Genomic DNA, 26679 nt, shown 5'->3' on the forward strand with positions numbered 1-26679 from the left:
GCTGCTTCCTACTTCTGCCAGTCGGCGATGGCGGCGGAGACCTGCTTCACGAAGAAGCCCTCGTAGACGCGGTCGCCCTTGCCGAGCTTCTGCGCCGCCTTCGCGGTCTTCACCGCGTCGGAGCGCTTGCCGCCCTTGGCCTGGATCTGCGCCTTGACCCAGTGGTTCCACCAGGTGGGCTGGATCGCGATCGAGGTGTCGATGAACTGGGCGGCCTTCTTGAGGTCGCCGTCGTGCTCGAGGAGCCAGCGGGCCGAATCGAAGTGCGGGCGCCAGGCCTCGCGGACGGCGCCCTCGATGTTGGCGGCGACGTGGGTGTCGGTGTCGACGCCCACCGGCACGCTCACCCGGAGCTTCTCCCACTCGATGTCGAGGCGGGTGCCGTGGTCGGTGGTGTCGCTGAAGAGGAAGGTGAGGCGCTCGCGGGGGCTTGCCGCTGCGGCCGGCTGCACCTCGACGCGGGCGACGTCGAGCTTCTCGTCGTAGCCGTACGCGCCCCAGGTCTTGGGATTGGAGTTGAGCACCACGGTCCAGCTCTTCTCGCCGGGGATGGTGAAGAGCGAGTAGGTGCCGGCGGGAACCTTCTTGCCGCCGAAGGTGAAGTCCCGGCTGGCGGTGAGGTTGGTGGCGCCGTTGGCGCCGGTCCGCCAGACCTGGCCGAAGGGGACGAGCTCGCCCCAGATCTTGCGGCCCTTCACGCCCGGGCTCGCGTAGTCGACGACGAACTGGGTCACGCCGACCTGCTGCTCCACCCGGGCCTTCGGGCTCGGCTGCGGCAGCTCGACGCCCTGCGCCTCTGCGGGCGCGGTGGGGAGCGAGACGGCTGCTGCGGCAAGGAAGGCAACCGCGGCGATGCGGGAACCGACGTGGCGGAACGGAACCTGGAACATCGAGTTTCTCCTCGAGCGATGGGAAGGAGCGCGGCCCCCTCGGGCGCGCCCGGTCGGTCGCCCTCCTGTCGGAGGGCCGAGCCTTTCGTTTCGGCGTCGAACGATTGAAGCTGGAGCTTATTCCCGTGCGCCGCATCGCGCACCAGAAGTGCGCGGGGCCGGGAGTCTTTCACATCGGATGGCGGCGGCGCGAGGACGGGGTCTCGACAAGTCCCTTGCACGCCCGGAAGCCCCGCGGTAGGCGCCACGCCATGGAGCCCCTCCTCGTTTCCACCGCCGTGGTCGCGATCGCCGAGATCGGCGACAAGACCCAGCTCCTCGCGCTCCTCCTCGCGGCCAAATTCCGCAAGCCCCTCCCGATCATCCTCGGCATCCTCGTCGCCACCCTCGCCAACCACGCCGGCGCCGCCTTCGTCGGGACCCTGGTCTCCGGCTGGCTGAACGAGCAGGTGATGGCCTGGATCCTCGGCCTCTCCTTCCTCGCCATGGCGATCTGGGCCCTCGTCCCCGACAAGGAGGAGGAGCCCACTGCGGCGGCCTCCGGGTACGGCCCCTTCGTCGCCACCACCCTCGCCTTCTTCCTCCTCGAGATGGGCGACAAGACCCAGCTGGCCACCATCGCGCTCGGCGCCCGCTTCGACGACCTCCTCCTCGTCACCCTGGGCACGACGCTGGGAATGATGATCGCCAACGTGCCCGCGGTGCTCCTCGGCGAGGTGGCGGCGAAGAAGATCCCGCTGGGCGTGGTTCGCACTGTGGCAGCAGCCATATTCGTCGTGCTCGGCCTGATCTCGATCGGCCACGCGATCGGTTGGTTTTGACGGGGAGAGAGGCGTTTCGATGGACGGCACCAGCACCCAGGGCGCGAGCCGGCGGATCCTCGTGATCGAGGACAACGAGGACATCGCCACCACCCTTGCCGACCTGCTCGAGTTGGAGGGGCACGAGCCGATCCTCGCCGGCAGCGGCCCCGAGGGCCTCGACGCCGCCAGGCGCCACCGCCCCGACCTCGTGATCTGCGACATCGGCCTGCCGGGGATGGACGGCTTCGAGGTGGCCGCTGCGCTCCGCGCCAATGCCGACCTCCGATCCACCGTGCTCGTCGCCCTCTCCGGCTACGGCAGGCCCGAGGACAAGGAGAAGGCGGTCGCAGCCGGCTTCGACGAGCACCTCACCAAGCCGGTGCGCTTCGAGGACCTCGAGGCCCTGCTCGCCCGGTAGGAGAGCGGGGACTGCGCCGTTGTCGGGGCGGAATGCGCGTGGTAAGGACCCGCGTTTCTGCAGGGATATCGTCCATTCCCCCACGTGAGAGGGCCCCCGATGCTCGACGCAGTTTCCAAGGGCTTCAAGGCAGCCAAGAACCGCCTGCGCGGCAAGGCCGAGATCACCCCGCAGGTGGTCGACGAGGCGCTCCGCGACATCCGGGTGGCGCTCCTCGAGGCCGACGTCGAGTTCGGCGTGGTCAAGCAGTTCGTCGCCTCCGTCCGCGAGAAGGCGATCGGCGAGGTGGTCGAGACCCGGGTCGAGACGAAGAAGGGCGAGCTGCGCGCCACGCCCGCCGACCACTTCATCAAGATCTGCCACGACGAGCTCGAGGCCCTGATGGGCCCGGTGGACACCTCGCTGCAGTTCAAGGCGAAGGGGCCCACCGGCATCATGATGGTCGGTCTGCAGGGCTCGGGTAAGACCACCACCGCCGGCAAGATCGCCAACAAGCTCCTCAAGGAAGGCAAGAAGCCGCTGCTGGTGGCTGCGGACGTCTACCGTCCCGCCGCGGTCGATCAGCTCAAGGTGCTCGGCGAGCGCCTCGGCGTGCCCGTCTTCCACGACCCGGCGGTGAAGCCGCCGGAGATGTGCCGCAAGGCCTTCGAGGTGGCGCGCGCCCAGGGCAACGACGTCGTCATCCTCGACACCGCGGGCCGCCTCGCCATCGACGAGCAGATGATGGCCGAGCTCGAGGAGATCAAGGCGGGCACCCAGCCCGAGAACATCCTCCTCGTCGCCGACGCGATGATCGGCCAGGACGCGGTGAAGACCGCCGCCGAGTTCGACCGGCGCCTCACCATCGACGGCTTCATCCTCACCAAGCTGGACGGCGACGCCCGCGGCGGCGCGGCGCTCTCGATCAAGCAGGTCACCGGCAAGCCGATCAAATTCCTCGGCATGGGCGAGTCCCTCGACCGCCTCGAGGAGTTCCGGCCCGAGGGCCTGGCGAGCCGCATCCTCGGCTTCGGCGACATCGTCGGCCTGATGCAGGACTTCGAGAAGGTCGTCGATCAGCAGAAGGCCGAGGAGGACGCGCAGAAGATCCTCCAGGGCAACTTCACCCTGCAGGACTTCGTCGACCAGATCCGCACCGTGCGGAAGATGGGCCCGCTCCAGGAGCTCCTCGAGAAGTTCCCGATGTTCGGCGAGCTGCCGGAGGGGATCAACTTCGACGAGAAGGAGCTGGTGAAGATCGAGGCGATGGTCTCCTCGATGACCCCCGACGAGCGGAAGACGCCGCAGATCTTCAACGACTCCCGGATCAACCGCGTGGCGAAGGGCTCGGGCCATCCGAAGAAGGACGTGCAGGAGCTGCTGCAGAAGTACGAGGCGATGCGCGGCGTGATGAAGCAGATCGGCGGCGCGTCGGGGCTCCTCGGCAAGCTGCCCGGCTTCAAGCAGATGGCCCAGCTCCGCCAGATGAAGGGCATGGACCTCTCCTCGGTCTTCGGCGGCGCAGGTGGCGCCGGCGGGATCCAGGAGGCTGCCGCCGCGATGATGCAGCAGGATCCGCGGGCCCTCGGCCTGCCGCCCGGCTACATGCCGCCGATGGACGCCGCCGCGCGGGCCCGCGCCCGGGCGATGGGGTATGCGCTCCCCGGCAGCGGCGGTGCGCCCGCCTTCATGAGCGACGCGGAGAAGAAGAAGCTCCAGGAGAAGCGCAAGCGCGAGCGGCAGGCGAAGAAGGCCAACCGCAAGAAGGGCAAGAAGAAGTAGGCGCCCTTCCCCCCTGCTTTTCATGAAGAGGCCGGCCCGGTGCCGGCCTTCTTCGTTCCTGCGGAGCGGTCGGTCAGGCGCCGCGGGCCTGGCGGAGGATTTCGGCGACGAAGGGCGCCTTGCCGTCCGTGTAGGCCTCGCGGTCGTTCGTGTAGCGCTGCGCCAGCTGCTGCTTGAGGAAGCCGTAGCGGCGGGCGTCGTCGGCGTGGCTGCGGAGCCAGTCCCGGAAGGCGAGGTGCTCGTACCAGAAGGCCCCGCCCCGCTCCACCACGTGGAGGTGGAAGGTCCCAGAAGGCGTGCGGAGGAAGCGGCGCCGGGGCAGCTGCGCCTCGAAGGCCTGCACGTAGTCGTAGCCCAGCGCCTGCAGCTTCGGCACCAGCGCGTCGGCGTCGGCGAGGGTGGGCACGCCCACGAGCACGTCGACGGTCGGCTTGGCGAGGAGCCGCGGCACCGCGGTGGAGCCGATGTGCTCGATCACGACCGGCGTGTCGCCGGCAGCCTCGCGCAGGCGCGCCGCTTCGCGGGCGAAGGCAGCGGGCCAGGTGGGATCGGCGGGGACGAGCTGGACGGTGCGACCGAGCATCAGGCCTTCTCTTCGGGGATCTCGTTGGCTGCTTCGAGGGCCCGCTTCGGGACGACGAGGCCACGCGAGAGGCGGCGCAGCACCTTCACCCGCTGCCGGCGCTTGTAGCGCTCGTGGGAGTTCTCGCCCAGCTCGTTCTGCCGGGCGGTCTCCTGGTCCATCAGCTGGAACTCCACCGGCGCGAAGGCGATCTGCGGCCCGGTGGTGGGGCGCTGCGCCTCGAGCACGGTGAGGTACTCGTCGAGCCGCACCGGCACGTCGGCGACGAAGTTGAGCACGCGGTAGGTGGCGCCGGAGAACTCGTTCACCATTCCCCGCCCCTTGCGCCGCTCCTCCTGATCCCACTCCTCGAGGTGGGGATCGATCTGGAGCTTCGGCAGGAAGGTGGAAAGGTGCGGCGTCGACTCCACCAGCTGGCGGAAGGGAAAGAGCGTGTTCTGGGTCTGCGCCGGCACGGTGAAGGCGAAGGGGAAGAGGTGGGTGGTGAGGTAGTGGAGGACGGGGAGGATGTCCTCGTAGCGCTCGGTGACGATCCGGTAGCGCACCTTGTCGAAGATCTGCGCCGCCACGCTCTCGCGCTTGGCGAGGAGCTTGGTGATCATCGACTCCCGGCTCTTCACGCTGCCCACGAACTCGAGGACGGGCGCGCCCATGGCGAGCAGCTCCTCGGAGCACTGGCGCACCCGCATGTCGACGAGGGCGGCGAAGTCCAGCTCGCTGATCGGCGTTCGGAAGAGGAGCTCACGGGCGTCGGTGTGGAAGATCGTGTGCATCACCTTGAGGGCGATGCAGGCGATCCGCCGGTGGCGCCGGTGCTCGCCGACGTCGGAGGCCATCAGGAAGAGGTCGTGCACCTCCTTCGGATCGGCCACGGCGTCCGCCACCTTGTAGCGGAACTGCGAACGGAGGTAGGCCACCGCCTCGTCGAGGATCTCGCGCATCCGCGCCGCGTCGGCGGGGCGGTCGGAGTGGAGCTGCGCCAGGCGCAGGAAGGCGTCCACCTCGTCGCGGTCGCGGAAGTTGAGGCGGCGCCAGTCGATCACCGAACCGCCGCGGAGGACGAGCCGGATCTCCTCGAGCTCGCGGAGGCCGAAGCGCTCCACCGGGAGCAGCTCCTGCATGCTGGCATGAATCCGGTGGATGTCGATCGCCATCTTCCCCCGCTGGCGGCCCGTGGCTTCCGGGCCCGTGCTGGCATTCGGCGCGGACCCTAAAGGCTCGCCCGAGGCCGGGTCAAGGCGCAGGCGGTCGAGCCCCCATCGGTGTCGGGCCCGGAACGCGTGCTGGTGGCTGCGGGCAGGAAAGACAGCCGACCGCTCGGAAATCTTCCCGCCTGCACCTGTGCTCTTCGGACGGACAGGCAGGGGCCTGCCCCTGCAAAGGCGACGGGCCCCACCGGATGGTCCGGGGGGCCCGTTTTCACCGCCCGCAGGCGGGCGGTGGGCTGCGAGCGGGGCTTACTGCAGGGTGCCGTCGACGCAGAGGCTGTTCGACGCGTCGTTCGCCGAGTCGCGGAGCACCACGGCGGTGCCGATGTTGCCGCTCGAGGTCTCGGGGAAGCAGGCGCGGAAGCGGTACTCGGTGTTGTTGCCCGCCGCCGAGAAGCCGGTGCCGAAGACGGTGAGCTCGCGGCCCGCGCTGCTGATCACGCGGATCCGGTTGTTGAGGTCGCTCGTCGGCAGGTTGTCGTCGAAGCCGAGGAAGGAGAAGGTGCAGACCCAGGGAGCGGCGCCGGGGAGGCACTGGCTCGCATCCTGGGTGCAGGTGCCCACCTGCTCGGGGAAGAAGATCACCGGGCCGTCGGCGTCGCGGTCACCGTTGTTGGGCCCGAGGGTGCAGCGGCTGCAGCTGTTCAGGTCCGCGCCGCAGGAGACGTCGAGGCAGGAAGAACCGGCGCCGACCTCGGCGCAGTAGGCGGTCTGGTCGATGCAGTCCGCGGTGGTCTCGCACTCGTTGGTGGTGGCCTCGGGCACGCAGGTGCCGCCCTCGCAGACCTCACCGGTCTCGCAGTCGGTGTCGGCGGTGCACTCGTCGGGGACGATGCAGCCACCCTCGACGCAGACGGCGCCTTCCTCGGTGCAGTCGGTGTCGGTGGTGCACTCCTCCTGGAGCTGGGCCGGCTCGCAGACGGTCACGCCGCCACGCGAGATGTCCTCGACCTGGATGCACTCCTCGCCTTCACGGTTGCACTCGTCGCTGCTCTCGCAGAGCTGCTCGCACTCGAGCGCGCCCACGGCGGGCCCGATGCAGAACTCGTTCTCGGCGCAGTCGCCATCCGTCTCACAGGGTGCGTCCTCATCGTCGCCACAGGCCGCCAGGCCCGCGGAAGCGGCGAAGGTTACGCCGGTGCAGATCATCAGCCACTTCCAGTTCATGCCGTCCTCCTGTCGTTGTTCGACTTCTCGGTTCGGCAGGCCACTGCCTGCCGGAAAGGCAACCGGGGTGCTCCCACCCCTTTTCGATTGGGCGGAGGTGCACACGCTGGTGCGGTTGTGCATCCCCGCGGAGCAGGAATTTTCCGTCGGTCCTGCCCACCGCTACCGCTGCCGGGGGAGGCCAGCGGTCTCGAAGTACGTCGAAATTGTTAAAGCGGCTGCATAACACGCGGTCGCCGCCAGGGACAAAAAATCTGCCCCGCCGCCGCACCGGCCCTTATCAGCAGTGCACGCAGCCAGACCGACGCCGCCGCCGCCGCAGCTATTCAGCAGGGAGCATGCCGCAGGGCGGCCGCGCCTGATTTCGCGGGGTTGGCCGGGCTGCAAGGCGAGCAGGTGCCGCCCGAAGCGACATCCCTGTCAGGGCGTCGTGGTGGGAGCGGAGGAACGCGAAACGGCCGGCCCGCAGCGCTCGTCGCGCGCTGCAGCCGGCCGATTCCGCCCGTCGGAGGGCGCCCGGGTGAGATTGGCCCGGATCAGAACTGGAACGGGAAGTCGATCGGCGCCATCTGCGGGCCGCTGTAGGCGGGAAATTTCCACCCCTTCACGAGGCCCCCGATGCAGGAGGCGAGCTCCTTGTGCTCGGCGCCCTTCACCGGCTTCACGCCGCTGGTGCGGCCGTTCTGCTGGATCGTCCAGCGCATCACCACCGTGCCGGCGCTGCCGCCGTTCTTGCTCTTGTAGTTGGTCACGCAGGTCTTGAGCGCACCCTTGTGGCCCACCACCACGCCGGCGATGTCGCCCTGGCTCAAGGAATGGGGCTTGCCGCCGCTGCCAGGGGCGGGAGGGATGTAGGTGCCGCCGCTCGACTTCGGCTGTGCCTTCGGCTTCTTCGTGAACTCGCGCGCGAAGAGCGCGTCGATCGAGCTGTTGCTGCCCGCTGCGTCGAGGAGATCGCCCCCGCCGGACGCGGGTGCCGGCGCGGGCTCGGGACGACGCTTCGCCGCAGCGACCGCCTGGCGCTTCCGCTGGGGCCGGACCACCTTCGCCGGCGTCGGCTCGGGCTTCGCCGGTTCCGCTTCCACCGCTGCTTCCGCAGGTGCCTCCTGCAGGCCTGCGGTCGTGGCTGCCATCGTCCCGGGCGCGGCCTCGCCACCGGCGGCGACTGCTCCTGCAGCCTCTGCTGCGGCCTCGGCCGCCGCAGGCGCTCCGGCGGCAGCATCCGCAGCAGGAGCGGGCGGGGCCCCGGTTCCGTCGGCCGGAGCTGCTGGCACCGCCGCTGCGACGGCAGCTTCGGGAGCCGGCGCGGGAGCGGGAGCGGGAACGGCAGCGGGTGCCGGAGCGGGTGCCGGCGCAGCAGCGACCGGGGCCGCAGCCGGCGCGACGAGGTCGCGGGCGAAGAAGGCGCCGCCTGCCACGATGGCCAGCACGGCTGCTGCAGCGATCCACTTGCCCGCTCCGCCCTTCTTCGCTGGCGCGGCGGCAGCGGATGCCGGTGCTCCAGCCTGCGTCGCGGCGGCGGGCGCCGCTGCGGCTGCGCTCGGCTCTTCGCGGTGCTGGGGGGCGATGATCGGCGCAGGCACCGGGACGGAGGCAGGCGTCGCGCTCGAGCCCAGGGGCAGGAGCCGCGACTGCTCGGGTGCAGGCGCCGCGGCAGTGGGCAGATCGCGGAGCAGGCTGCGGATGCCGGTCGACTCGAGCCCCTGGGGGATGTCGCGTTCGAGCGTCGCCTCGGGCACCGGCGCCTCGCGGCTCGCTGCCATCTCCTGCTCGACGAGGGAGGCCAGCGCGCTGGCGGCAGTGGGCTTCCACGCCGGCGCTGCTGCAGGCTGCTCCTGGGGCTTCATCGCCGACTCGAGCCAATTGCCGCCGGCCTCTGCTGCAGGCGCGGGCCTGGGCGCGAGGCAATCGGCCAGCTCGGGGATCTGGGCGAGGGCCGTCCAATCCGCCATGCCGGTGCGCCAGCAGAGGGTGTCGGGACCGATCGCGCCGGCATCCCAGCGGCTCCGGACTCCGTCGATGGTGAGGGGGCCGACCTGCTCCTCGTCGATGGCGACGTACCACTCGGCGGCGGCGGCGGGCGCTGCCGGTGCGGGGACCTCGGCGGCTGGCGCCCGCTCCTTCTCCTCGAAGACCCGCTGCATCTCGGGCATCTCGACGATGCGGGTGCGCTCGATCTCGGAAGGCGCGTCGAAGCCGAAATCGTCGCCGGCGGGGAAGCCCGCCGGTGCCTCGGCTGGCGGCGCAGCAGGCGCCGGTGCCGGGGCGGTGCCGTCGACCATGTGGTCGAAGGCGGCGCCGATCTCGTCCTCGAGGTTGCCGCTGGGCGGCGCCGCGGGAGGCGGCGCCACGACCACGTCGGGGTCGACGGCGGGCGCCTGCCGCTTCACCACGTTCACGTGGCTGCACTTCTTGCACCGGACCTTCACGCCCCGGGGTCCGACCTTCTCGTCGGAGATCATGTACTGCGCCCGGCAACTCTCGCAGGCGAACTTCATCCTGTGCCCCGATTTCGTGGTGCCGGGGCGGTCCCTTCGGAGCGACCGGCCACGGAAAAAAGTCCCACGGTAAGGCCGGTTAGCTTAGCTAGGGGTTCGTGTGGGGGTCAAGGATTCCGCTGGGGTCCGGCAGCTGCAATGTGGGTGAACGGCGAAGCCGGCGGTGCGGATCGCCCGCAGCGCCGGCTCGGATCTTTTGGATTTTCATGCCTCTGGCTCGCCTGGAAGACCTCAGTCGTTCACCTGGAGAACCAGGAGCCGCTGCGCCACCAGCGGGAGATGGATGTTCGGGCAGGCGTAGGCGCTCTTGCAGCGGACGACGAGCTGGACCGTGTGGTTGCCGGCGTTGGCGGCCTGGGTGAGGAAGAAGTTCCGCCGCGAGCCGTCGGCGGGAAGGACGAAATACCGGCTCTGCTGGATGAGCGCACCGTCGTACTCGATGCCGAATTCCAGGTCGACGGTGCCCAGATAACTGCTCCCCGACGCCTCGCCCACATCGGCCAGAAGGATGAGGGTGGTGTTGTTCGCTGCCACGGTGACCGTCCGCGCGGTGCCCAGCCGCCGCCACGACGAGTTCGAGATGGAATAGCTGCTGTTGCTGGTGGTCGAGCCGGCGCTGAGGAGATCGACGCCGAGAACGCCGTCGTCACCCTGCGCCCCCTGGGGTCCCCGCATCCCCATGGAACCACGGGGCCCCGTCGGTCCGGTGGGGCCTGCGGGCCCCTGCGCGCCGACGGCGCCGCGATTGCCCTGCGGCCCCTGCATCCCCTGCGGGCCCCTCTCGCCCTGGGGCCCTTGCGGGCCCATCGCCCCCTGCGGTCCCTGCGGGCCTTCCGCTCCGGTGTCGCCCTTTTCGCCCTGGGGACCGGCGGGGCCCTGCAGGCCCACCTCGCCCCTGGCGCCACGGAGGAGGACCACCTCGCGCCGGGCGGAGCCACCGCCGGCGCGGACGAGCAGCGAGGCGGTGCCGGGAAGGGCCACGGACGGAAGGGCGAGGCGAAGCTCGTGATCGGTGGCGGCGAGGACCTCGAGCTCGTGCTGCACCCCACCCTGTTCCAGGACGGCGGTTGCATCGGCGAGCCCCCTGCCCCGCACCACCAGCACGTCGCCCTCGCCGAGGACGTCGAAGAGCTCGAGGCCCGAGACCACCTGGCCGGTGCCGCTGCCGCCACTGCCACCAGTCCCACCGGTCCCACCGGTGCCGCCGCTGCCGCCCGTGCCGCCCGTGCCGCCGCTCGCGCCGGAGCCGCCGCTGCCCTCCTGCTTGGGCGCGCCGCCCGCCTCCTCCTCCGGGATCGGCTCGCCGCCGCAGGCGATGAGCTGGGACGAGAGCACCACCACTGCCACCATCGAGACGAGACGCATGCGTTTTGCTCCCCGGCGGCCTCCGCCGCCGCTCGCAGCCGGGCCTGATGCCCGGCCGGTGTACGAGGGCGGGAGAAGCGAGCGCCGTACCGCAGCGCCGCCGCGTGATTCCGCGGCTTTGGCCTGCGGGCCCCGGGTACGCAAAAGGCCCCGGCCCGCGATGCGGACCGGGGCCTCGGGGCCACCTGAGACGATCGGTGTCAGCCGGGGATCGTCACCGCGAGGCCGAGGGCCTTGCGCAGGTCGCCGAAGCCCTCGGAGAGAGCGAAGGCCGCCACGTCGCGGAGCCGCGCGTCGAGGGGAAGCTCCGCCACGCCGCCCTGCTCCGCTGCGAGCTGGTGCCGGGCCACGGCGAGATCGCCGCAGAGGAGCGTGCCCACCCGGTTCGCGGTGAACTCCGCCGCCTCGAGCCAGTCGCGGACCGACTGCCGGCTCCGATCCCGGGCGTAGCCGTAGGCGATCTTCTTGAGGGCCTCCACCGCCGGGGGCGTCAGCACCTTCGCCAGCTTCTTGCGGGTCTTCTCCACCTGGGCCTCGTCGGCGGTGCGCTTGAAGCGCGGCTCGCCGAGGAGGACCGCCGCCTGGAGCAGGATCTCGAGCTGGGGCTCGGCATGGAAGCAAGCCAGCGCGATCTCGTGGCGGGTGAAGGCGAGGTTGCGGCCGAGGACGAAGGCGAGCTGCCGCCGCGATCCCTGCTCCGTGAACATCTCCTCGCCGGCGACGATGCAGGCGGGCCACGTGTTGGCGAGATGGAGCCCCGCTACGCCAGCCACCTTGTAGAGCTCCGGCGCCTCGAGCCCGAGGGTCGCCGCCGCCCGGTTGTAGGCACCGACCAGGTAGAGCATGCCGCCGAGGTCGACCCGGTCGCGCTTGCGATCGATGCGGAGCTCGCGCCCCTGCAGCGGCACCGCGCCGTGGTCCGCCGCGAGGAGCGAGCCTGCCTGCGCGTGGAGGATCGCGAAGATCTGGGCGACCGGACCACGCGCGCCCTCGTGGGCGATCTCGGTCCAGTGGCGATCGGTGAGGACGCCGCTCGCCTGGGTCTTCGTGAAGGGGCGGAGCTTGTCGAGGATCCCCGCCTCGTCGGAGGTGCCCGCGGCGTAGAGGTCCGCCACCACCGAGGCCGCCACGAAGGCAGCGTCGTAGGTCCGGCGCTTCGCGTGGAGGCGCTCGAGGTTGCGGGCGGCGCCGACCACGTCGGGCACCACCGCGATCGCCTTGCGCCAGGCGCCGATCGCCTCGAGCTCGCCGCCGGGCTTCTGGGTTGCCAGCTCCGCCCACTGGAAGGCGGCGTCGCCGTCCTCCGGCGCGAGGAGCGTGACCGCCTTGTAGGCCTCCGCCGCAGCGGCCGCGTCGCCGAGGGCGTTGCGGTAGAGGTCGGCGAGCGTCCGGTAGAGCAGGATGCGCACCGGCTTGCTCGCCTCCTCGCGGGGCAGGCGCTGCAGCATGCGCACGTAGTTGGCCTCGAGGAGGCGCCACTCGCCGCGCTCGCCGAGAAGCGCCTCGATCGCCTGGAAGGCAGCGGTCTGCCGCCAGTCGAGGTCGAGGGCCGCGTCGTAATGGGCCACCGCCTTCGGCAGCGCCGCGGGATCGCTCGCCGCCTCGAGGCGGAAGTGATCGCCGAGGCGCAGGTGGCAGCGGATGCGCCGGGCCGGATCGGCCTGCACCGCCGGGTGGGCGAGGAGGCGGTCGAGCAGATCGACGGCCTTCGCCCCCTGCTTCGTCTGGCGGTAGAGGTCGAGGAGCTTCTCCGAGGCGTCGACGTCGTCGGGCCGCAGGCGCAGCGCCGCCACGTAGGCGTCGATGGCCTGCCAGGGATCGTCGAGCCTGCCGGCGGCGAGCGCCGCCGTCTCGAGGAGGAGCGCGTGCTTCTCGTCACCCTCGAGGATCTCGCCGAGCCGCTGCCTGTGCTCGATGGCCAGGGCGAGATCGCCGGTGGCCTCCGCCAGCGCGATCACCGCCCGGTGCGACTCGACGTGCCAGGAATCGAGCTCCAGCGCCGAGCGGAAACTCTTGAGCGCCGCCTCGGTCTCGCCGAGGCGGCGGCGGATCTCGCCGAGGGCGAAGTGGAGCTCGACCACCTCGGGATCGCTGAGCTCGTCCCGGTGGTGGATGAGGATCGCCTGGTAGACCCGCAGCGCCTGCGCGTCGTCGCCGGTCCGCACGAGCAGGCGGGCGAGCCCCTCGCCAGCGGCGAGCTGGGTGGGATCGCTCTCCCAGGCGCGGCCGTAGGCCTGGAGCGCCTTCGCGGTCTTCTCGAGCCGCTCGCAGACGGCGCCCAGGCGGTAGAGCTTGTGGGCCCAGTTGCGGAGCGCATCCGCCCCGCCGTGGGGCGAGAGGCGGGCGCAGACCACGTCGAGGACGACCTCGGCCCTGGCCCACGCCTCCCGGGCGAAGTAGCGGTCGGAGAGCGCCAGCGCCGCGTCGAGATCGTCGGGGGTGTAGCGGCGGGCCTCCTCGAAGGCGGCAATGGCGGCCCCCTCCTCCTCGTGCTCGAGCTGGAAGGCGCCGACCTCGTTCCAGAGGCGGGTCTTCTCGCCCGCTGCCTCGGTGTGGATCGCCTCCAGGGTCAGCGCCTCGAGGAAGGCCGCCTTCTCGCCACGGGACGCGTGCACCGCGCGGATCGCCTGCAACGCAGGGACGTAGCCTGCGTCGATGGCCAGCGCGGTGCGATACGCAGCCTCCGCCGCATCGGCGTCGCCGCGCTGCTCCGCGTGGATCCGTCCGATCCGCACGTGGAGCGCCCGTGCCTCGGGGGTGCGCCCGAGCAGCTCCGCCTCGCGGCGCAGCATCTCGAGGGCCTCGTCCCAGCGGCCCGTCCGCTCGTAGTGCTTGCCCAGCGCCGCGAGCGGCTCCCGCGCAGCGGGATCGAGCGCGAGGGCGCCGCGCCATGCCTCCTCCGCCAGGTCCGCCTGCTGCAGCTCGCGGAAGCGGAGGTCGCCGAGCTTCACCAGCAGATCGACCCGCTCGGGCGTCGCCGCCGGATCGGTGGCGAGGGCAGCGAGGTGCTGCTCGGTGACGGCGACGAGGCGCTCGAAATCGCCTGCGGCGCGGAGCAGCCTGCCCAGCTCGCGAAGAACGACCCGGTGGGTCGGCACGCTGCCGAGGGCGCCTTCGAGGCAGGCGATCGCCTCGTGGAGGTTGGAGAGCTTCTCCTCCTGGATGCTCGCCGCCTTGAGGTGGAAGCGGCAACGCTCCTCGTCGCCGTCGACCAGGGCGATCTTGCGATCGTAGACCCGGAGCAGATCGGCGAAGCGATCGTGCCGCGTGTAGAGCCGCTCGAGGGCGTCGAGCGGCGCGAGCCGATCGGCGCCGAGCTCATGGGCGAGGGACCAGGCGGAGATGGCCGCCTCGTCGTCCCGCAGTTCGTTCTCGAACAGCGTGGCGAGCCGCTCCTGCAGCGTGTAACGCTCCGCCGCGTCGAGGACCAGATCGCGGGAGCGGGCGAGGAGCGAAGCCACGTCCCGGAGGCGGCCGGCGCGCTGGTAGAGATCGACCAGGGCCTCGCGGGTCGACGCCTCCGCCGGATCGAGTTCGAGGGCCCGCTCGAGCGATCGCGACGCCTCGTCCCGATCGCCGAGGCGCTCCTCCTGGACGCGGGCGATCCGCTGGAGGAGGTCACGCCGCGCATCGAGCTCCACCGAGGCCTCGAGCTGCTGCTCGAGCACGAGGACCAGCGAGCGATCCTCGCCGCGGCGGGCGAAGAGCGCCGCCAGCGCCTCGAGGGCCTGTGGGTGGACCGCGTCGATGGCGAGGATCCGGCGCAGGCTCGCTTCCGAGGCTTCGGCGTCGTCGAGCTTCTCGTCCTGCAGCCTGCCCAGCTCGAGGAGGAGCGTGGGGGCGACGGGATCGTCCTCCCAGGCGTCGATCACGCTCTCGTAGACGAGGGCGAGCTCTTCGTGGAGCCCGCCTTCCTCCGCGAGTTCCGCGAGCTTGCGCCGCAGCTTCTCCTCCCCGGGCTGCAACTCGACGGCGGCGCCGAGCTTGGCGAAGGCGAGCTCGCGCTGGCCGAGGCGGCTCTCGTGGACCTCGCCCAGCTCGCAGAGCAGCGCGACCTTGCGCGCCAGATCGGCGGTGCCGGCGGCGAAGCGCTCGGTGACCTGCGCGTAGCGGCGCCAGTCCGCCACCGAACGGTAGATCGAGCGGAGCTTGTCGAAGGCCTCGTCGTCGAGGCGCTCGTCGAGGATCCGCTCCAGCGCCGCTGCGGCGCCCTCGCGGCGGTGGAGCTGCTCCTCCCAGAGGCGGGCCACGCTGCGCCACACGTCGACGACCGCTTCGGAATCGTCCGCGAGCAGCGGCGCCTGCAGCTCCATGCTCCGGATCACCTCCGGCCACGCCGAGAGGTCGCGGAAGAGGAGCTCGACCCGCTGGAGCTGGAGGAGGTCGTGCGGATCGAGGTCGAGGACGCGCTTGCCGTTCTCGATCGCCTCTTCGCGGCGACCGAGGGAAGCCAGGGTCTCGGCGAGTTCGAGGCGCACGCCCTTCACGCCGCTCGCGTCGTCCTGCAACGGCACGAGCCGACGGAGCACCGCGGCAAGGGACTCGCCGTCGCCGTTGGCGGCGTGGATCGCCCGGAGCGCCTCCAGGGCCCGCCGGTTGCGGGGATCGCGCTCGAGCACCGCCTGGAAGCTACGCGCCGCTGCCTCGGCATCTTCGAGGTGTTCGGCCTGGAGCCTGCCGAGGCGCTCGTTGAGCTGCGCGATCTCGCGGGGGTCGACGGTGCTCTGCAGCCGCGACTGGAGGAGCGCGGAGAGGTCGTTCCACCGGCTCTCGCGCTCGAGGAGCGCCTCCAGGCCCCGGTGAGCGTTGTCGTGGCGCGGGTTGCGCTCGAGCACCTCGCGGAAGTGGGACGCTGCACGTTCAGCGTCGCCGAGGCCCCCGTCCGCGACCTCGGCGAGGCGAAGGGCGAGGCGCTGCCAGGCGCTGCCCTCCGGCGTCGCCTCGCGCTGCGCGAGGAGGACGTCGTAGAGCGCCTGCGCATCACCTGCAGCCTCGTGGAGCGGCTCGAGGGCGCGGAGCGCCGGCAGGTGGCGGGGGTCGACCTCGAGGAGCTGCCGGTAGGCCGCAATCGCGCGGCCCGGCGCATCGAGGCGCTCCTCGACGAGGCGGCCGAGGCGGAAGAGGAGGTTCACCTTCTCGCGCGGATCGCTCTCCCGCTGGGCGAGGGCATCGAGGACGTCCGCCAGCGTGGGCCAACGCTCCGCGGTGCGGTGGAGCCGCTCGAGGGCGACCAGGGCCTCGGGCGCCGGGAACGCGCGCTGGTACCAGCGTGCAGCAGCCTCGTCGTCGCCGATGGGCCGCTCGCAGAGCGGCGCCACGTGGAGGGCGAGGGCCGGGAGGTCCTCACCCTCGAGGGACGCAGCCGCCTCCTCCTGGAGGGCGAGCCACTCCTCCGCCGCTTCGCACGCGTGGGCCTCCTGCCAGAGGCGCTGCCAGATCGCGCGATCGGAGGGAAGCAGCCGGAACGCCCGGGTGAAGGCGAGGAAGGCGAGGTCGTGGCGGCCCTGCCGCGCCGATCGGACCTCCGCGAGCTCGACCAGCACGGTCCGCATCGCCTCCGGATCGGGCGTGGCGTCCGCACGGGCCTCGAGCATCTCGGCGAGGGGCGCCGCGTCGCCGGTGGCGCGGTGGGCGTTCTCGAGGATTTCGATCAGCTCGAGGTCATTGGGCGCCTCGGCGAGGAGCGCCCGCAGCCGCGCCAGCGTCGGCTCGTGGTCGGGGGCGAGCTCGAGGATCTGCTTGTGGAGCGCCAGGGCGCCGTCGCGATCGAGGAGCCTGGCCTCGCGGAGGGTGGCGAGGCGGAAGAGGAACTCGACGCGGGCGGCCCCGTCGCCGCGGAGGGCGGCTGCCTGTTCCTCGCGGGCGAGGACGTCGGCCAGATCGATCCAGCGCTCCTGCTGCACGCAGAGCACGTCGAGGCGCTGCAGCGCCTCCGGGTCGAGGGGCACGATCTCGAGGAGGCGGCGCAGCGAGGTCACCGCGCCGGCGAGGTCGCGCTTGCGCTCCTCCTGCACCACCGCGATCTCGAAGAGGAGATCGCGCCGGCGCCCGTTCTCCTCCTCGCGGGCGAGGAGCGAGCGGAGGGCCTCGAGCTGCGCCTCGACGTCGCCGCTCCTGCCGTGCAGGTGGGCGAGGGCCCCGAGGGCCTCCTCGTCGTCGGGGGCAGCAGCACGCAGCTTCGCCCACGCCTCGCGGGCGCCGTCGAGATCTCCTTCGCGATCGAGGAGGCGCGCTGCGGCCCGGAGCGCGGCCGCCCTCCCCTCGTCGGTGCGGGCGGACTCGGCGGCGTTGGAGAGCAGCGCCGCGAGCTCCTCGGCGACGTCGCCGGAGGCCTCCGCGATCCGCATGCAGAGCGCGAGGTTCTCCGTCGCGTCGGGGTCGGCCTCGAGGGCGCGGCCCGCTGCGAGGAAGGCCATCTCCGGCGCCTCGAGCTCGCGCTCGTAGACCGACGCGGCGGCGCGGTGGAGCTCGGCACGGGCGGCGGGCTCGATCGCCGCAGCGGCGAGGGCATCGAGCATCTGCACGTGGCGCTGCCAATCCCGCTCCTCGGCGTAGATCGGCGCGAGGACCTCGGCGGCGAGGGCACGGCGCCCCGGCTCCTGCACGCGGGCGAGATCCTCGAGGGCAGAGAGGGTGGCGGGGTGGCGCGGCTGTTCGCCGAGGACGGCGCGGTAGAGCTCCACCGCCCGGTTCACCTCGCCGGTCTGCTGCTGCAGGATCCTGCCGAGGCGGAAGCGCATCTCCCGCGCCTCGTGATCCATGCCGTTGCCTGCGGCGACGATCACCTGGCGCTCGAGGAGGGAGGCGAGATCCTTCCAGGAGCCGGACTCGCCGAGGAGCCGCGAGAGCATGGTGAAGGCCTCGGGATCCGCCTCGTCGATGGCGAGGATTTCCCGGTAGGCGGACATGGCGGCCTCACGGTCGCCGATCTGATCTTCCAGCAGAGATGCCATCTCGAAGAGGAGGTCCTTGCGCCGCGCGGGCGCTTCTGCGTGGGCCGCCTGTCGGCGGAGAACGGTGGCGAGCTCGCGGTGCAGGCCGCGACCCCGGTAGATCGATTCGAGGGCTGCGAGCGGGGCGGGATCCGCGGGCCGGGCAGCGGCGAGGTGCTCCCAGGCCGACGCAGCGGCGTCGGGCCTGCCGAGGCGCTCGCCATAGAGCGGCGCCAGCAGCGCCCGCAGGGCGAGCGCCGCCTCGTCGTCCGGTGCGAGGATGGCCAGGGCGTCCTCGAAGGCACCGGCGAGCTCCTCCCACGCGAAGGTGGCCTCGGCGAGACGCAACAGCCGGTCGCGCACCGCCGCATCGGCAGGGTCCTCGGCGAAGCGGGCCAGCGTCGCGACGAAGGCCGCCTCCTGCTGCCCGAGCTCCTCGCGCAGGGCTGCGATCGCGTCGAGGTGCGTGCGCCGCTCCTCGCCGGCGGCGCCGATGAGCAGCACGTCATGGACGTGGACGAGCTTCTCCGCAGCGCCTTGCGCCTCGTAGATCGGCGCGAGGATCGCACCGGCTGCGGCGGCGGAGGCGGGCACCTCGAGCAAGCGCTCCAGCGCACCGATCGCCGCGGGCTGCAGCGCTGCGATCTCGTTCCACGCCTCGACGGCAGCGAGCTCGTCGCCTGCAGACTCGAGGAGCAAGGCCCGCCGGGCACGGAGGGCGGCGCCCTCCTCCTCCGCAGCGGGGATGCGCTCTGCCAGCGCTGCGAGCAGGTCGAGGAGCTCGGCCCGATCCGCAACCGGATCGAGGAGGTCGACCAATGCGCGGAGCGCCTCCACGTCGCCGCCGTCGAGGGTGAGTACCTCCCGCCAGCAGAGGGCCGCGAGGGTCGCGTCCTGCAGGGGCCCCGCAGCGGTGCGCGCGGCCTGTGCGAGGGCAGCCCGGGGATCCCCCTCGTTCACGCCGGCCTGCGCCCTGCGGCGCAGCAGCGCCACCAGCTCGTGCCAGCTCTCCGCCGCTGCATGGATCCGCTCCAGCGCGGCGTAGGCCTCGGCGTCGGCGCCGACCTCGAGCAATGCCCGCCAGTGGGCCGAAGCCGTCGCAGCATCTTCCAGTCGCGTCTCGCGGATCCGCGCCGCTGCACGGAGCAGGGCGCGATCGTCCTCCGCGGCGGCCGCCTCCTCGAAGAGCTCGACCAGCTCCTCCCAGGAGCCGGTCGCCCCCGCGAGGCGCTCGAGATGCGCACGGAGCGCATCGGTGCGGTCGCCTTCGCCGAAGGCCCGGCAGGCTGCGACGAAGGCGAGCGCGGGCTGGCCGAGCGCCTCCTCGTGGAGCGCGCGGATCTCGCCGAGGCGATCGCCCCGCTCCGCCGCGTCGGCAGCAGGGAGGCGCCCCTCGCGCAGCTCGATCCGGGCGGCGTGGTCGCCCGCAGCTTCCAGGCTCTCGTCGAGCAGGGCGAAGGCCTCCGCGGCCCCCGGCGCCACCTCGCGGGACCAGCCCGCGAGCCAGCGGCGGGTAGCCTCGTGGCCAGGCGCCGCAACGAGGATCTCCCGGGCGACGAAGAGGGCCCCTGCAGCATCGCCGAGCCTGGAACGACGCACGGAGGCAAGGGCCAGTGCAGCTTCGATGGCCGCCTCACCTTCCGTCGCGGCGAAGAGCCCCTCGAGGGCGAGGGCCTCCTCCTCGTGGCGTTCGAGCAGCGCCGCGAGGCGGGCGAGCTCGCGGAAGGCGCCGGCCTCTGCAGGGGCGCGGTCCACCACCAGCCGCCAATCGGCGGCGGCGAGGGCCTGGTCGCCCAGCTCGTGCTCCGCCAGCGCCGCCGCCTCGCGGAGGAAGCCGACGAGCCCCTCCTGCGCCGCGCGGTGGAGGCAGATCTCGTGGAGCCGCTCCCAGCGTCCGGTGCTGCGGAGGAGCCGGTGGAGCGCAGCGAGGGCCTCGGTGTCGTTGGGCGCGAGCTGCAGCACCTGCTCCCACGCGTCCGCCGCTGCGCCGGGCTGGCCCAGCTGCTCCTCGTGGAGGGTGGCGACGTCCCGAAGGAGCGCCGGCGGCCCGCCTGCGGCGAGGACCGTCTCGAAGGTCTCGGCGAGCGCCTCCCAGGCGCCGAGCGCCGCCGCATGGGCGATCAGCGCGGCGCGATTCGCCTCGTCCGGCGTGAGGACGAAGGCCTCGCGCGCTGCGGCGAAGGCAGCTGCCGGCTCACCGAGCTCGGCGCGCAGGCCGGCGATCTCGGCGAGGAGCTCGGCGCGGTTCGGCGCTGCAGCTGCCAGGGTCTCGAGCGCGGTGACGAGGAGCGCGCGATCCTCCAGGTGCCGTGCGAGCGGCGCCGCGAGCACCGCGGCGCCGTCCCGGGTCGACTCCCTGGCGAGGAGCTGCGACAGGAGGTCGGCGGTGGCTGCATCGCCCTGCTCCGCGGCGAGGATCGCCTCGACCTCGACGAGCGCATCGCCGTGGCGACCGAGGCCGAGAAGGAGCCGCGCGCGCTCACCACGGGTGGCAGCGTCGTCGTCGAGGCGGAGCCTGGCGCCCAGGAGCTCGACGCGCTCGGAAGCGTCGGCGACGTGATCGAGAAGCGCCTCGATCGCCTCGCGCCCTCCCGGCAGGCGCAGGTGCGCGCCGCGCCAGAGCTCGACGGCGCGCTCGGCATCGCCGGCCGCATCCGCCGCCTCGAGAAGGAGGCGGTAGGCGGACGCGTCGTCGGCGAGGGCGGCGCGGCGGCAGAGCGCCTCGACCAGCTCCGCCCGATCGCCTGCGGCACGATGCAGCCGCGCGAGCGCATCGAGGGCCACCTCGTCCGCAGCGCCGGTGGCGAGGAGCTGCTGCCAGCAGCCGATCGCAGCGTCCGCATCGCCGCGATCCGATTCGTGGGTCCGCGCGGCGAGCTCGAGCCAGCGCGGCCGCTCGGCAGCGTCGCTCTCCGCCGCCTCCTCGTAGATCTCCGCGAGCTCGTCGAAGGCGCAGGTGGCACGGGCGAGACGCTCGACGTGGGTCGTGGCAGCGGCGCGGTCCTCGGCGAAGAGCCTGCACGCGGCGACGAAGGCGAGTTCGGGCTGCTCGGCGGCCTCGTGGAGCGCGCGGAGCTCGTCGAGGAGCGTGGTGCGCGCCGCGGCATCGCTGGTGGTGGCGAGGAGCGCCTCCCGGAGCTCCACGAGGAGCGCCGGCGTCTCGGCGAGGAGGGGATCGAGGAGATCGAGTGCAGCGCGGGCGCCGGCGCCGCCCGCCCGCGCCCACGCCTCGAGGGCCTCCCGTGTCGCAGGCCGATCGAGATGGGCCTCGTAGATCGCGAGGGCGCCTGCCTCGTCGCCGAGCTGCACGCGCCGGATCGCAGCGAGGCGCAGGGCGGCGGCGGGATCCGCCGTCTCCGCGAGGAGCGCCGCCACCTCGTCCCAGCGGGACGCGGCGGCGAGCAAGCTCTCGAGACGCTCGCGGGCCTCGGCGTCGTCGGGGACCAGCGCGAGGAGGCGCCGGAGATCGCCGATGGCGAGCGCGGGATCCTCGAGGTGGGTCGCTGCGAGGAATGCCGCCTCGCGGACCAGCACCGCCTCCTCGGCAGGCAGGAGCGCCGCAAGGCGCAGCGCCACCTCGCGCTGGAGCGCCGGCGCGCCGTCCGTTTCCGCGAGGCGGCGCACCGCGCGGAGCGCCTCCACGTCGGCGGAGTCGAAGGCGAGGATCCGCTGCCAGGTGGCCCGGGCCGCTTCGGTGCGCAGCAGCCGCTCCTCCTGGAGCGTCGCCAGCTGCACCAGCAGCGCACGGGCGCCGGGCCGCTCCACGAGAACGTTCTCGATCGCGTCGGCGACCGCCTCGTGGTTGCCGGTCCTCCCGCCCAGATCGAGGAGCGCCTGCAGCGCCCCGTCGTCCTCCGGCGCAGCGGCGAAGCGGGAGAGCGCCAGCGGCCAGGCGGCCTCGGCGTCGCCGCTCTCGAGCCGCAGCTCCATCATCTCGGCGAGGAGCGTCGCGCGCCCGGCGGCATCCGCCTCGGCGAGGCGCCGCTCGAGGAGGGCGAGGAGCCGCTCCCGGTCCCCGGCCTCCCGGTAGATCGGCTCGAGCACCGCGGCGGCGCCGACGAGCCCGTCGGCGAGGAGCGCCTCCACGGCGGCGACGGCGCGGCCCTCCGCAGGCTGCTCCACGAGCACCTGCACGCAGGCGGCGAGTGCCTCGTCGTGGGCGCCCAGCCCGGCGAGGATCGCCGCACGGCGGAGCCGGTGCTCGAGCCGCGTCTCGCTCCCCTCGGGCTGCAAAGCTGCGAGCCGCTCGAGGACGGCGACGAGCTCGGCCCCATCGTCCTCTTCCCGCAGGTAGAGCGCGAGCGTCTCCAGGGCCGGCGCGTGACCGCCGTCGATGGCGAGGGCCTCGCGGCTCAGGAGCACCGCCCGCTCGAAATCGTCGAGGGCCAGCGCGCAGGTATCGGCTGCCTGCATGAGGAGATCGCGGCGCTCGGCGCCGCTCGCCTCCTCGGCGCGGCGGCGGAGGATCTCCACCAGCTCCGCGGCGCGATCCGCCGCGGTGAAGAGCCGGGAGAGCGCCTCGAGGGCTTCGCGGTCCTGCGGCGCAGCGGCGAGCACGGCGCTCCAGGCCTCGATGGCACCGGCGGCGTCCTGCAGCTCGCGCTCCCGGATCGCGGCGATGCGCCGCTGCAGCTCGGGCCGGGCCTCCGCCGCATCCTCGTAGATCTCGACCAGCTCCTCGAAGGAACCGGTGGCTGCGGCGAGCCGCTCGAGCACCTCCTCGCCCACCGCTGCCTCGCCGAAGGCGCGGGCCGCTGCCACGAAGGCGCGCTCCGCGCTGCCCAGCGCACCTTCGAGAAGATCGACGGTGGCGGTGTGGAGCTCCCGCCGCTCCTGCGGATCGGTGGCACGTGCGAGGAGCGCCTCCCGGAGCTCGACCCGGGCTTCGTGCTCCCCGGCAGCAGCCAGGACCTCGTCGAGGGCGTCGGCAGCAGCGGATGCTTCGAGCGCCCAGGCGCCGAGCGCCTCCCGCGCGGCGTCGTGGCCGGGCTCCGCCGCGAGCACTGCGCGGTAGAGCCGCAGCGCGCCGGCCTCGTCCCCGAGGTGCGTGCGCCGGACGTTTGCGAGCCTGCAGGCCGCGTCGCGGTCGCCGGCGGCGATTCGCTCGAGCGCCCAGGCGACGTCGTCCCACGCCGCCTGCGACGCGGCGATCGCCTCGAGCTCGAGATGGACCGCACGGTCGTCCGGCGCTGCTTCCGCCAGGAGGCGCAGCGCCCGTGCGGCCCTGGCCGGATCGGCGAGGCGTTCGGTGGCGATCGCCGTCGCCTCCCGCCAGAGCTGCTGCCGCTCCGTGGCCGTCACCTGCGCCAGCTCGAGGCAGGTGTCGAATTGCTCCGCCCAGGCCGCGACCCCCGGCTGGAGCCGGTGGAGCGCGCGGAGGGCCTCGACGCTGCGCGGCTGCAGGGCGAGGATCCGCCGCTGCCGCTCTGCAGCTGCACGCGGATCGCCGAGCCGCTTCTCGTGCAATTCGGCGAGCTCCCGCTCGACGGCGACGGCCTGCTGCACGGCGCCTGTGGCGCCGAGGTGGGTGGCGACGTCGGCCATCACCACTGCCAGCGCCTCCAGCCTGCCGGCCTGCCCCGCTGCGACGCGGAGCTCGGAGCGGAGCAGCGCATCCGCAGGCGCCTCGCGGAAGGCGCGGGCGAGGCTCTCGAAAGCGAGCGTCGGATCGCGCAGCTCCCGGCCCGCGAGGACGGCGAGGCGGCGCAGCTCGGCGACCCGGAAGGCGGGATCGGCGGATGCGTCGATCCGGATCTCGAGGACGCGGCGCAGGCCGGCCCAGTTGCCGCGCGTCTCGTACGGACCCGCGAGGATCCGCGCGGCGTCGACGGCGGTGTCCGGATCGTCGAGGAGCGACTCCATCGAAGCCAGGGCCTCGGCGTCGTCGGGATCGCGGGCGAGGATCGCGGCGAAGTGGGTGGCGGCCTCGCTCTTGCGCTGCAGCGTGGCGAGGAGCTGCGCCTGCCGCAGGCCGAGACGCGCCACCTCCGCCTCGTCGCCGGCGGCGGTGGCGAGCTCCAGCTGCCGGCCGAGCACCTCGACCAGGTCGTCCTGCCTGCCTGCGGCGCGAAGGGCCTCGGCGAGGAGCGGCAACACCTCCGCCTCGGCGGCGCCAGCGTCGAGGGCGGCGCGGTAGGCCTCGGCGGCGTGGCCATGGGCGCCCTGCAGCGAGAGCCAGTCGCCGCGGGTCTTCTCCAGCGCGGGCCGACTTTCGGGCGGCGCCAGGGCGAGGCGCCGCTCGAGGAGGCTGCCGGCCTCGGCCCAATGGCAGGCGGCGGCTGCCCGATCGGCGAGGGCCGCGAGCGCCCCGTCGTCCTCGGGGTCGAGGGCGAGCAACCTGCGCCACGCAGCCACCACCACCGCCTCGTCGCCGCTCCGCTCCGCCACCCGGCGCGCCAGCGCCGCGGCCTCCGGTGCAGGCGCCGCATCCCAGGCGTCGCGGCAGAAATTGGCCAGCTCCGCGCCAGCGCCCAGCGAGGCAGCGAGGGGCTCGAGCCGATCGAGGAGCCCGAGGTCGTCGGGCCGCTCTGCCAGCGCGCGCCCCAGGGCGACGAAGGCGCCGCGCGAGTCGGCGAGACGCTCCTCGCGCAATGCGGCCAGCGCCACGAGCAGGTCGTGGCGGACGGCGGGATCGCGGGCGCCGGCGAGGCGGGCCTCGTGCAGCGCCGCGAGGCGGGTCCAGGCAGCGGCAGCCTCGAAGCGCGGCGCGAGCACCGAGGCGATCGCCTCCACCTCGACGCCACCGTGGAGGAGGCGCTCGAGCGCCGGCACCACCTCCGCTTCGTCCGCTCCCTGCTCGAGCGCCGCGAGCCAGTCGGCCGCGCCCTCTTCCGCCCTGCCCAGCCGCTCGACCAGCAGGGATGCGCGCTGGACCAGCGTCCCGCGCTCCCCCCGCTCCACGAGGCGATCGAGGATCGCCCGCTGCTCGGGCCAGCGCTCCGCGGCGCCGAAGGCCGCTGCGAGCCGCCGCAGGAGCGCCGCATCGTCGGGCCGCGCCTCGGCGAGAACCTGGAGGTGCTCCGCGGCCCTGGCGGGATCGCGGTGTTCGTAGAGCTCCACCAGCCTGGCGCGGATCTCGTGTCCTTCCGTCTCGTCGTCGCTCCGGCCGAGGCGCTCCTCGAGACCGCGGATCCGTTCCTCGCCGTCGGTGCTCGCCTCGAGGATCCGCTGCAGCCCTGCCGTAGCCTCCGCGTGGGCGGGCTCCACCTCGATCACCCTGCGCCAGGCTGCGGCGGCGTCGCTGGCCCTGCCAGGCTGCGACTCGAGAAGGCGCGCCGCGCCGGCGAGAAGCGCGGCGCGAACCGGCGCATGCCGCGTGGCCTCCGCCGCCTGCACGAGCAGGCGGAGGAGCGTCTCCGGCGCCGCCGCTGCAGCCTCCTCGAGGCGCTCGAGCACGTCGGTGCGCTCCGGCGCCAGGAGGAGGGCCCTGCCGAGAAGCTCGACGGCGGCAGCAGGCCGCAGATCTGCGGCGCGGACCAGCAGATCGACCTGCTGCGCCGCATCGGCGCTCCGCTGCGCCCGCTGCTCGAGGCGCCAGGCCAGCGCCTCGGGCGATGCGGCGAGGAGCGGCTCGAGGAGCTCGTCCGCCCGCTCGTTGGCCGGATCGAGGGTGAGCGCCTCCTCGAGGTGGATCCGGGCGCGGTCGGGCCTGTCCAGCGGATCGAGGTAGAGATCGGCGAGGAGCACGCGCAGCTCGGGCTGCCGTGCAGCAGCGGGCGAGGCGGCGAGGTGGCGCTCGAGGAGATCCGCCAGCTCGGCGCAGCGTCCCTCCTCCTGGAGCTGCTCGAGGAGCGGCAGCACCGCTTCGGTCTTGCCGGGATCGAGCTGCGCCGCACGGGCGCGGGCGCCGCTGGCGCGGGTCTCGTCGCCGAAGCGCACCTCGTAGAGGTTGGCGAGGCGCAGCAAGAGCTCCACCTGCCCGTCGCGCTCGGCGGTGGTCTCGACCAGCCGCTCCCAGGCTTGCGCGAGCCCCTCGAAATCGTCGGCCTCCGCGTAGCGGCGCTCGAGGAATTCGAGGGCCTCGGGCATCGCCGGGCAGAGGAGGAAGACGGGCCGGAGCGCCTCGCGGACGTGGAGCTCCGCATCAGCGGCTTCGTCGAAGGCGGCGTGGAGCGCCGCCACCTGCAGGTACATGCGGGCGGCGGCCTTGCGGTCCCGCTCCTCGACGGCGTTGCTCTTGAGGTGCCGGACCTGGTCGCGCCACCCGACCCGGAGGGCCTGGATCGCCTCGAGGAGCACGCGGGCCACGAGGCAATCGGGATCGAGCGCCAGCGCCGCCTCGGCACAGGAGCGGGCGAGACCGTGGCGGTAGGGCTGCTCCAGGGCCTTGCGCCCGAGCTCCGCGTAGCGCGCCGCGTGTCCCGCCGCGTCGTCCGGCGCCGCGGCGACCTCACGATCGAGCACGGCCTGCGCCGCCTCGAAGCGGCAGAGCGCGACGTAGGTCTCGCGGCTCGCGGCGAGGGAACGCAGGTGGGTGGGCACGAGGCGCAGGGCCCGCTGCCACATCTCGATCGCCCGCATCGGCAGGTCGAGGGCGAGGAGGCTCTCGCCCAGGGTGAAGTAGGCGTCCGCCGCGATCTCCGGCGTGGGCGCCCGCGCCGCTTCGCGCTCGAGAAGGTCGCAGAGCGCCTGGTCGTCGCGGCGCTCGCGGTAGAGCTGCACCAGCCGGTCGAGGGTCCGCGCGTCGCCGGGCTCCGCCTCGAGGAGGCGCCGCAGCCAGCGCTCCGCCCTGGGGAGATCGGCGAGCTTCTCCTCGAGGACCCTGGCGCCGCGGGCGATCAGGTTGGCGTCGCCGGGGAGCCGGCGCAGGTGGTGCTCGTAGACCCGGACCAGATCGTCCCAGGCGCCGGCGTCGGAGAGGGCCTGCTCGACCTCAGCCAGCGGCGGCACCTCGGGCGAGGCGTCGAGGAGCTCGAGATAGCCGCGGATCCGCTGGTCCATGTACGCGCACCCCAACCCCTCGCACGGGCAGCAGCAAGCGGCCCGGAATCGTTCGGAGGGAGCGCGATCCTAGGCTGGCGCGACGAGGGGGGTCAACGCCAAGTCCTCGCACTC

At 73.0% G+C, this 26679-nt stretch carries 10 protein-coding genes; 3 read left to right on the plus strand and 7 right to left on the minus strand.

The genetic code is table 11. From position 1 onward, the window contains the following. Window positions 1–8 precede the first annotated feature (8 nt). Window positions 9–890 carry a DUF2911 domain-containing protein gene (locus ACESMR_RS04455; protein WP_373045418.1) on the minus strand — a complete coding sequence of 294 codons (882 nt, stop codon included), beginning with the start codon at window positions 888–890 and terminating at the stop codon, window positions 9–11. 251 nt (window positions 891–1141) lie between these two features. On the opposite strand from ACESMR_RS04455, the gene ACESMR_RS04460 reads away from it, so the two are divergent. From ACESMR_RS04460 to ffh, 3 genes are all read left to right on the plus strand, one after another. After that, window positions 1142–1711, plus strand: coding sequence for a TMEM165/GDT1 family protein (locus ACESMR_RS04460; RefSeq protein ID WP_373045419.1), 570 nt, complete (start codon window positions 1142–1144; stop codon window positions 1709–1711). A gap of 19 nt (window positions 1712–1730) precedes the next feature. Continuing rightward, entirely contained in the window at window positions 1731–2111 is a 381-nt protein-coding gene (locus ACESMR_RS04465) for a response regulator (protein WP_373045420.1), read from the plus strand. A gap of 99 nt (window positions 2112–2210) precedes the next feature. After that, window positions 2211–3872, plus strand: a complete 1662-nt coding sequence (gene ffh, locus ACESMR_RS04470; RefSeq protein ID WP_373045422.1) for a signal recognition particle protein — start codon at window positions 2211–2213, stop codon at window positions 3870–3872. 73 nt (window positions 3873–3945) lie between these two features. Here the strand turns inward: ffh and ACESMR_RS04475 are convergent, their stop codons facing one another. The 6 genes from ACESMR_RS04475 to ACESMR_RS04500 form a co-directional block, all read right to left on the minus strand. Then, entirely contained in the window at window positions 3946–4455 is a 510-nt protein-coding gene (locus ACESMR_RS04475; protein ID WP_373045424.1) for a GrpB family protein, read from the minus strand. Continuing rightward, on the minus strand, window positions 4455–5609 hold the full coding sequence (locus ACESMR_RS04480) for a TIGR04552 family protein (RefSeq protein WP_373045426.1): 1155 nt from the start codon (window positions 5607–5609) through the stop codon (window positions 4455–4457). The genes ACESMR_RS04475 and ACESMR_RS04480 overlap by 1 nt, the downstream gene beginning before the upstream one ends. 303 nt (window positions 5610–5912) lie before the next feature. Further along, on the minus strand, window positions 5913–6830 hold the full coding sequence (locus ACESMR_RS04485; RefSeq protein WP_373045427.1) for a hypothetical protein: 918 nt from the start codon (window positions 6828–6830) through the stop codon (window positions 5913–5915). A gap of 536 nt (window positions 6831–7366) precedes the next feature. After that, entirely contained in the window at window positions 7367–9328 is a 1962-nt protein-coding gene (locus ACESMR_RS04490) for a GYF domain-containing protein (RefSeq protein ID WP_373045429.1), read from the minus strand. A gap of 231 nt (window positions 9329–9559) precedes the next feature. Beyond that, window positions 9560–10693 carry a hypothetical protein gene (locus ACESMR_RS04495; protein ID WP_373045431.1) on the minus strand — a complete coding sequence of 378 codons (1134 nt, stop codon included), beginning with the start codon at window positions 10691–10693 and terminating at the stop codon, window positions 9560–9562. Between the two features lie 200 nt (window positions 10694–10893). After that, window positions 10894–26565: a hypothetical protein gene (locus ACESMR_RS04500; protein ID WP_373045433.1), complete on the minus strand. Its 15672-nt coding sequence runs from the start codon at window positions 26563–26565 to the stop codon at window positions 10894–10896. Window positions 26566–26679 lie beyond the last annotated feature (114 nt).

Origin of the sequence: Vulgatibacter sp. (genome assembly GCF_041687135.1) — a bacterium.
In the GTDB taxonomy this organism is placed as follows: domain Bacteria; phylum Myxococcota; class Myxococcia; order Myxococcales; family Vulgatibacteraceae; genus JAWLCN01.

What these genes read in the sequence shown, in the direction of transcription:
- ACESMR_RS04455 (WP_373045418.1), bottom strand. Translation starts at nt 890, where the DNA reads ATGTTCCAGGTTCCGTTCCGCCACGTCGGTTCCCGCATCGCCGCGGTT.
- ACESMR_RS04485 (WP_373045427.1), bottom strand. Translation starts at nt 6,830, where the DNA reads ATGAACTGGAAGTGGCTGATGATCTGCACCGGCGTAACCTTCGCCGCT.
- ACESMR_RS04465 (WP_373045420.1), top strand. Translation starts at nt 1,731, where the DNA reads ATGGACGGCACCAGCACCCAGGGCGCGAGCCGGCGGATCCTCGTGATC.
- ACESMR_RS04475 (WP_373045424.1), bottom strand. Translation starts at nt 4,455, where the DNA reads ATGCTCGGTCGCACCGTCCAGCTCGTCCCCGCCGATCCCACCTGGCCC.
- ACESMR_RS04500 (WP_373045433.1), bottom strand. Translation starts at nt 26,565, where the DNA reads ATGGACCAGCGGATCCGCGGCTATCTCGAGCTCCTCGACGCCTCGCCC.
- ACESMR_RS04490 (WP_373045429.1), bottom strand. Translation starts at nt 9,328, where the DNA reads ATGAAGTTCGCCTGCGAGAGTTGCCGGGCGCAGTACATGATCTCCGAC.
- ACESMR_RS04495 (WP_373045431.1), bottom strand. Translation starts at nt 10,693, where the DNA reads ATGCGTCTCGTCTCGATGGTGGCAGTGGTGGTGCTCTCGTCCCAGCTC.
- ACESMR_RS04460 (WP_373045419.1), top strand. Translation starts at nt 1,142, where the DNA reads ATGGAGCCCCTCCTCGTTTCCACCGCCGTGGTCGCGATCGCCGAGATC.
- ACESMR_RS04480 (WP_373045426.1), bottom strand. Translation starts at nt 5,609, where the DNA reads ATGGCGATCGACATCCACCGGATTCATGCCAGCATGCAGGAGCTGCTC.
- ffh (WP_373045422.1), top strand. Translation starts at nt 2,211, where the DNA reads ATGCTCGACGCAGTTTCCAAGGGCTTCAAGGCAGCCAAGAACCGCCTG.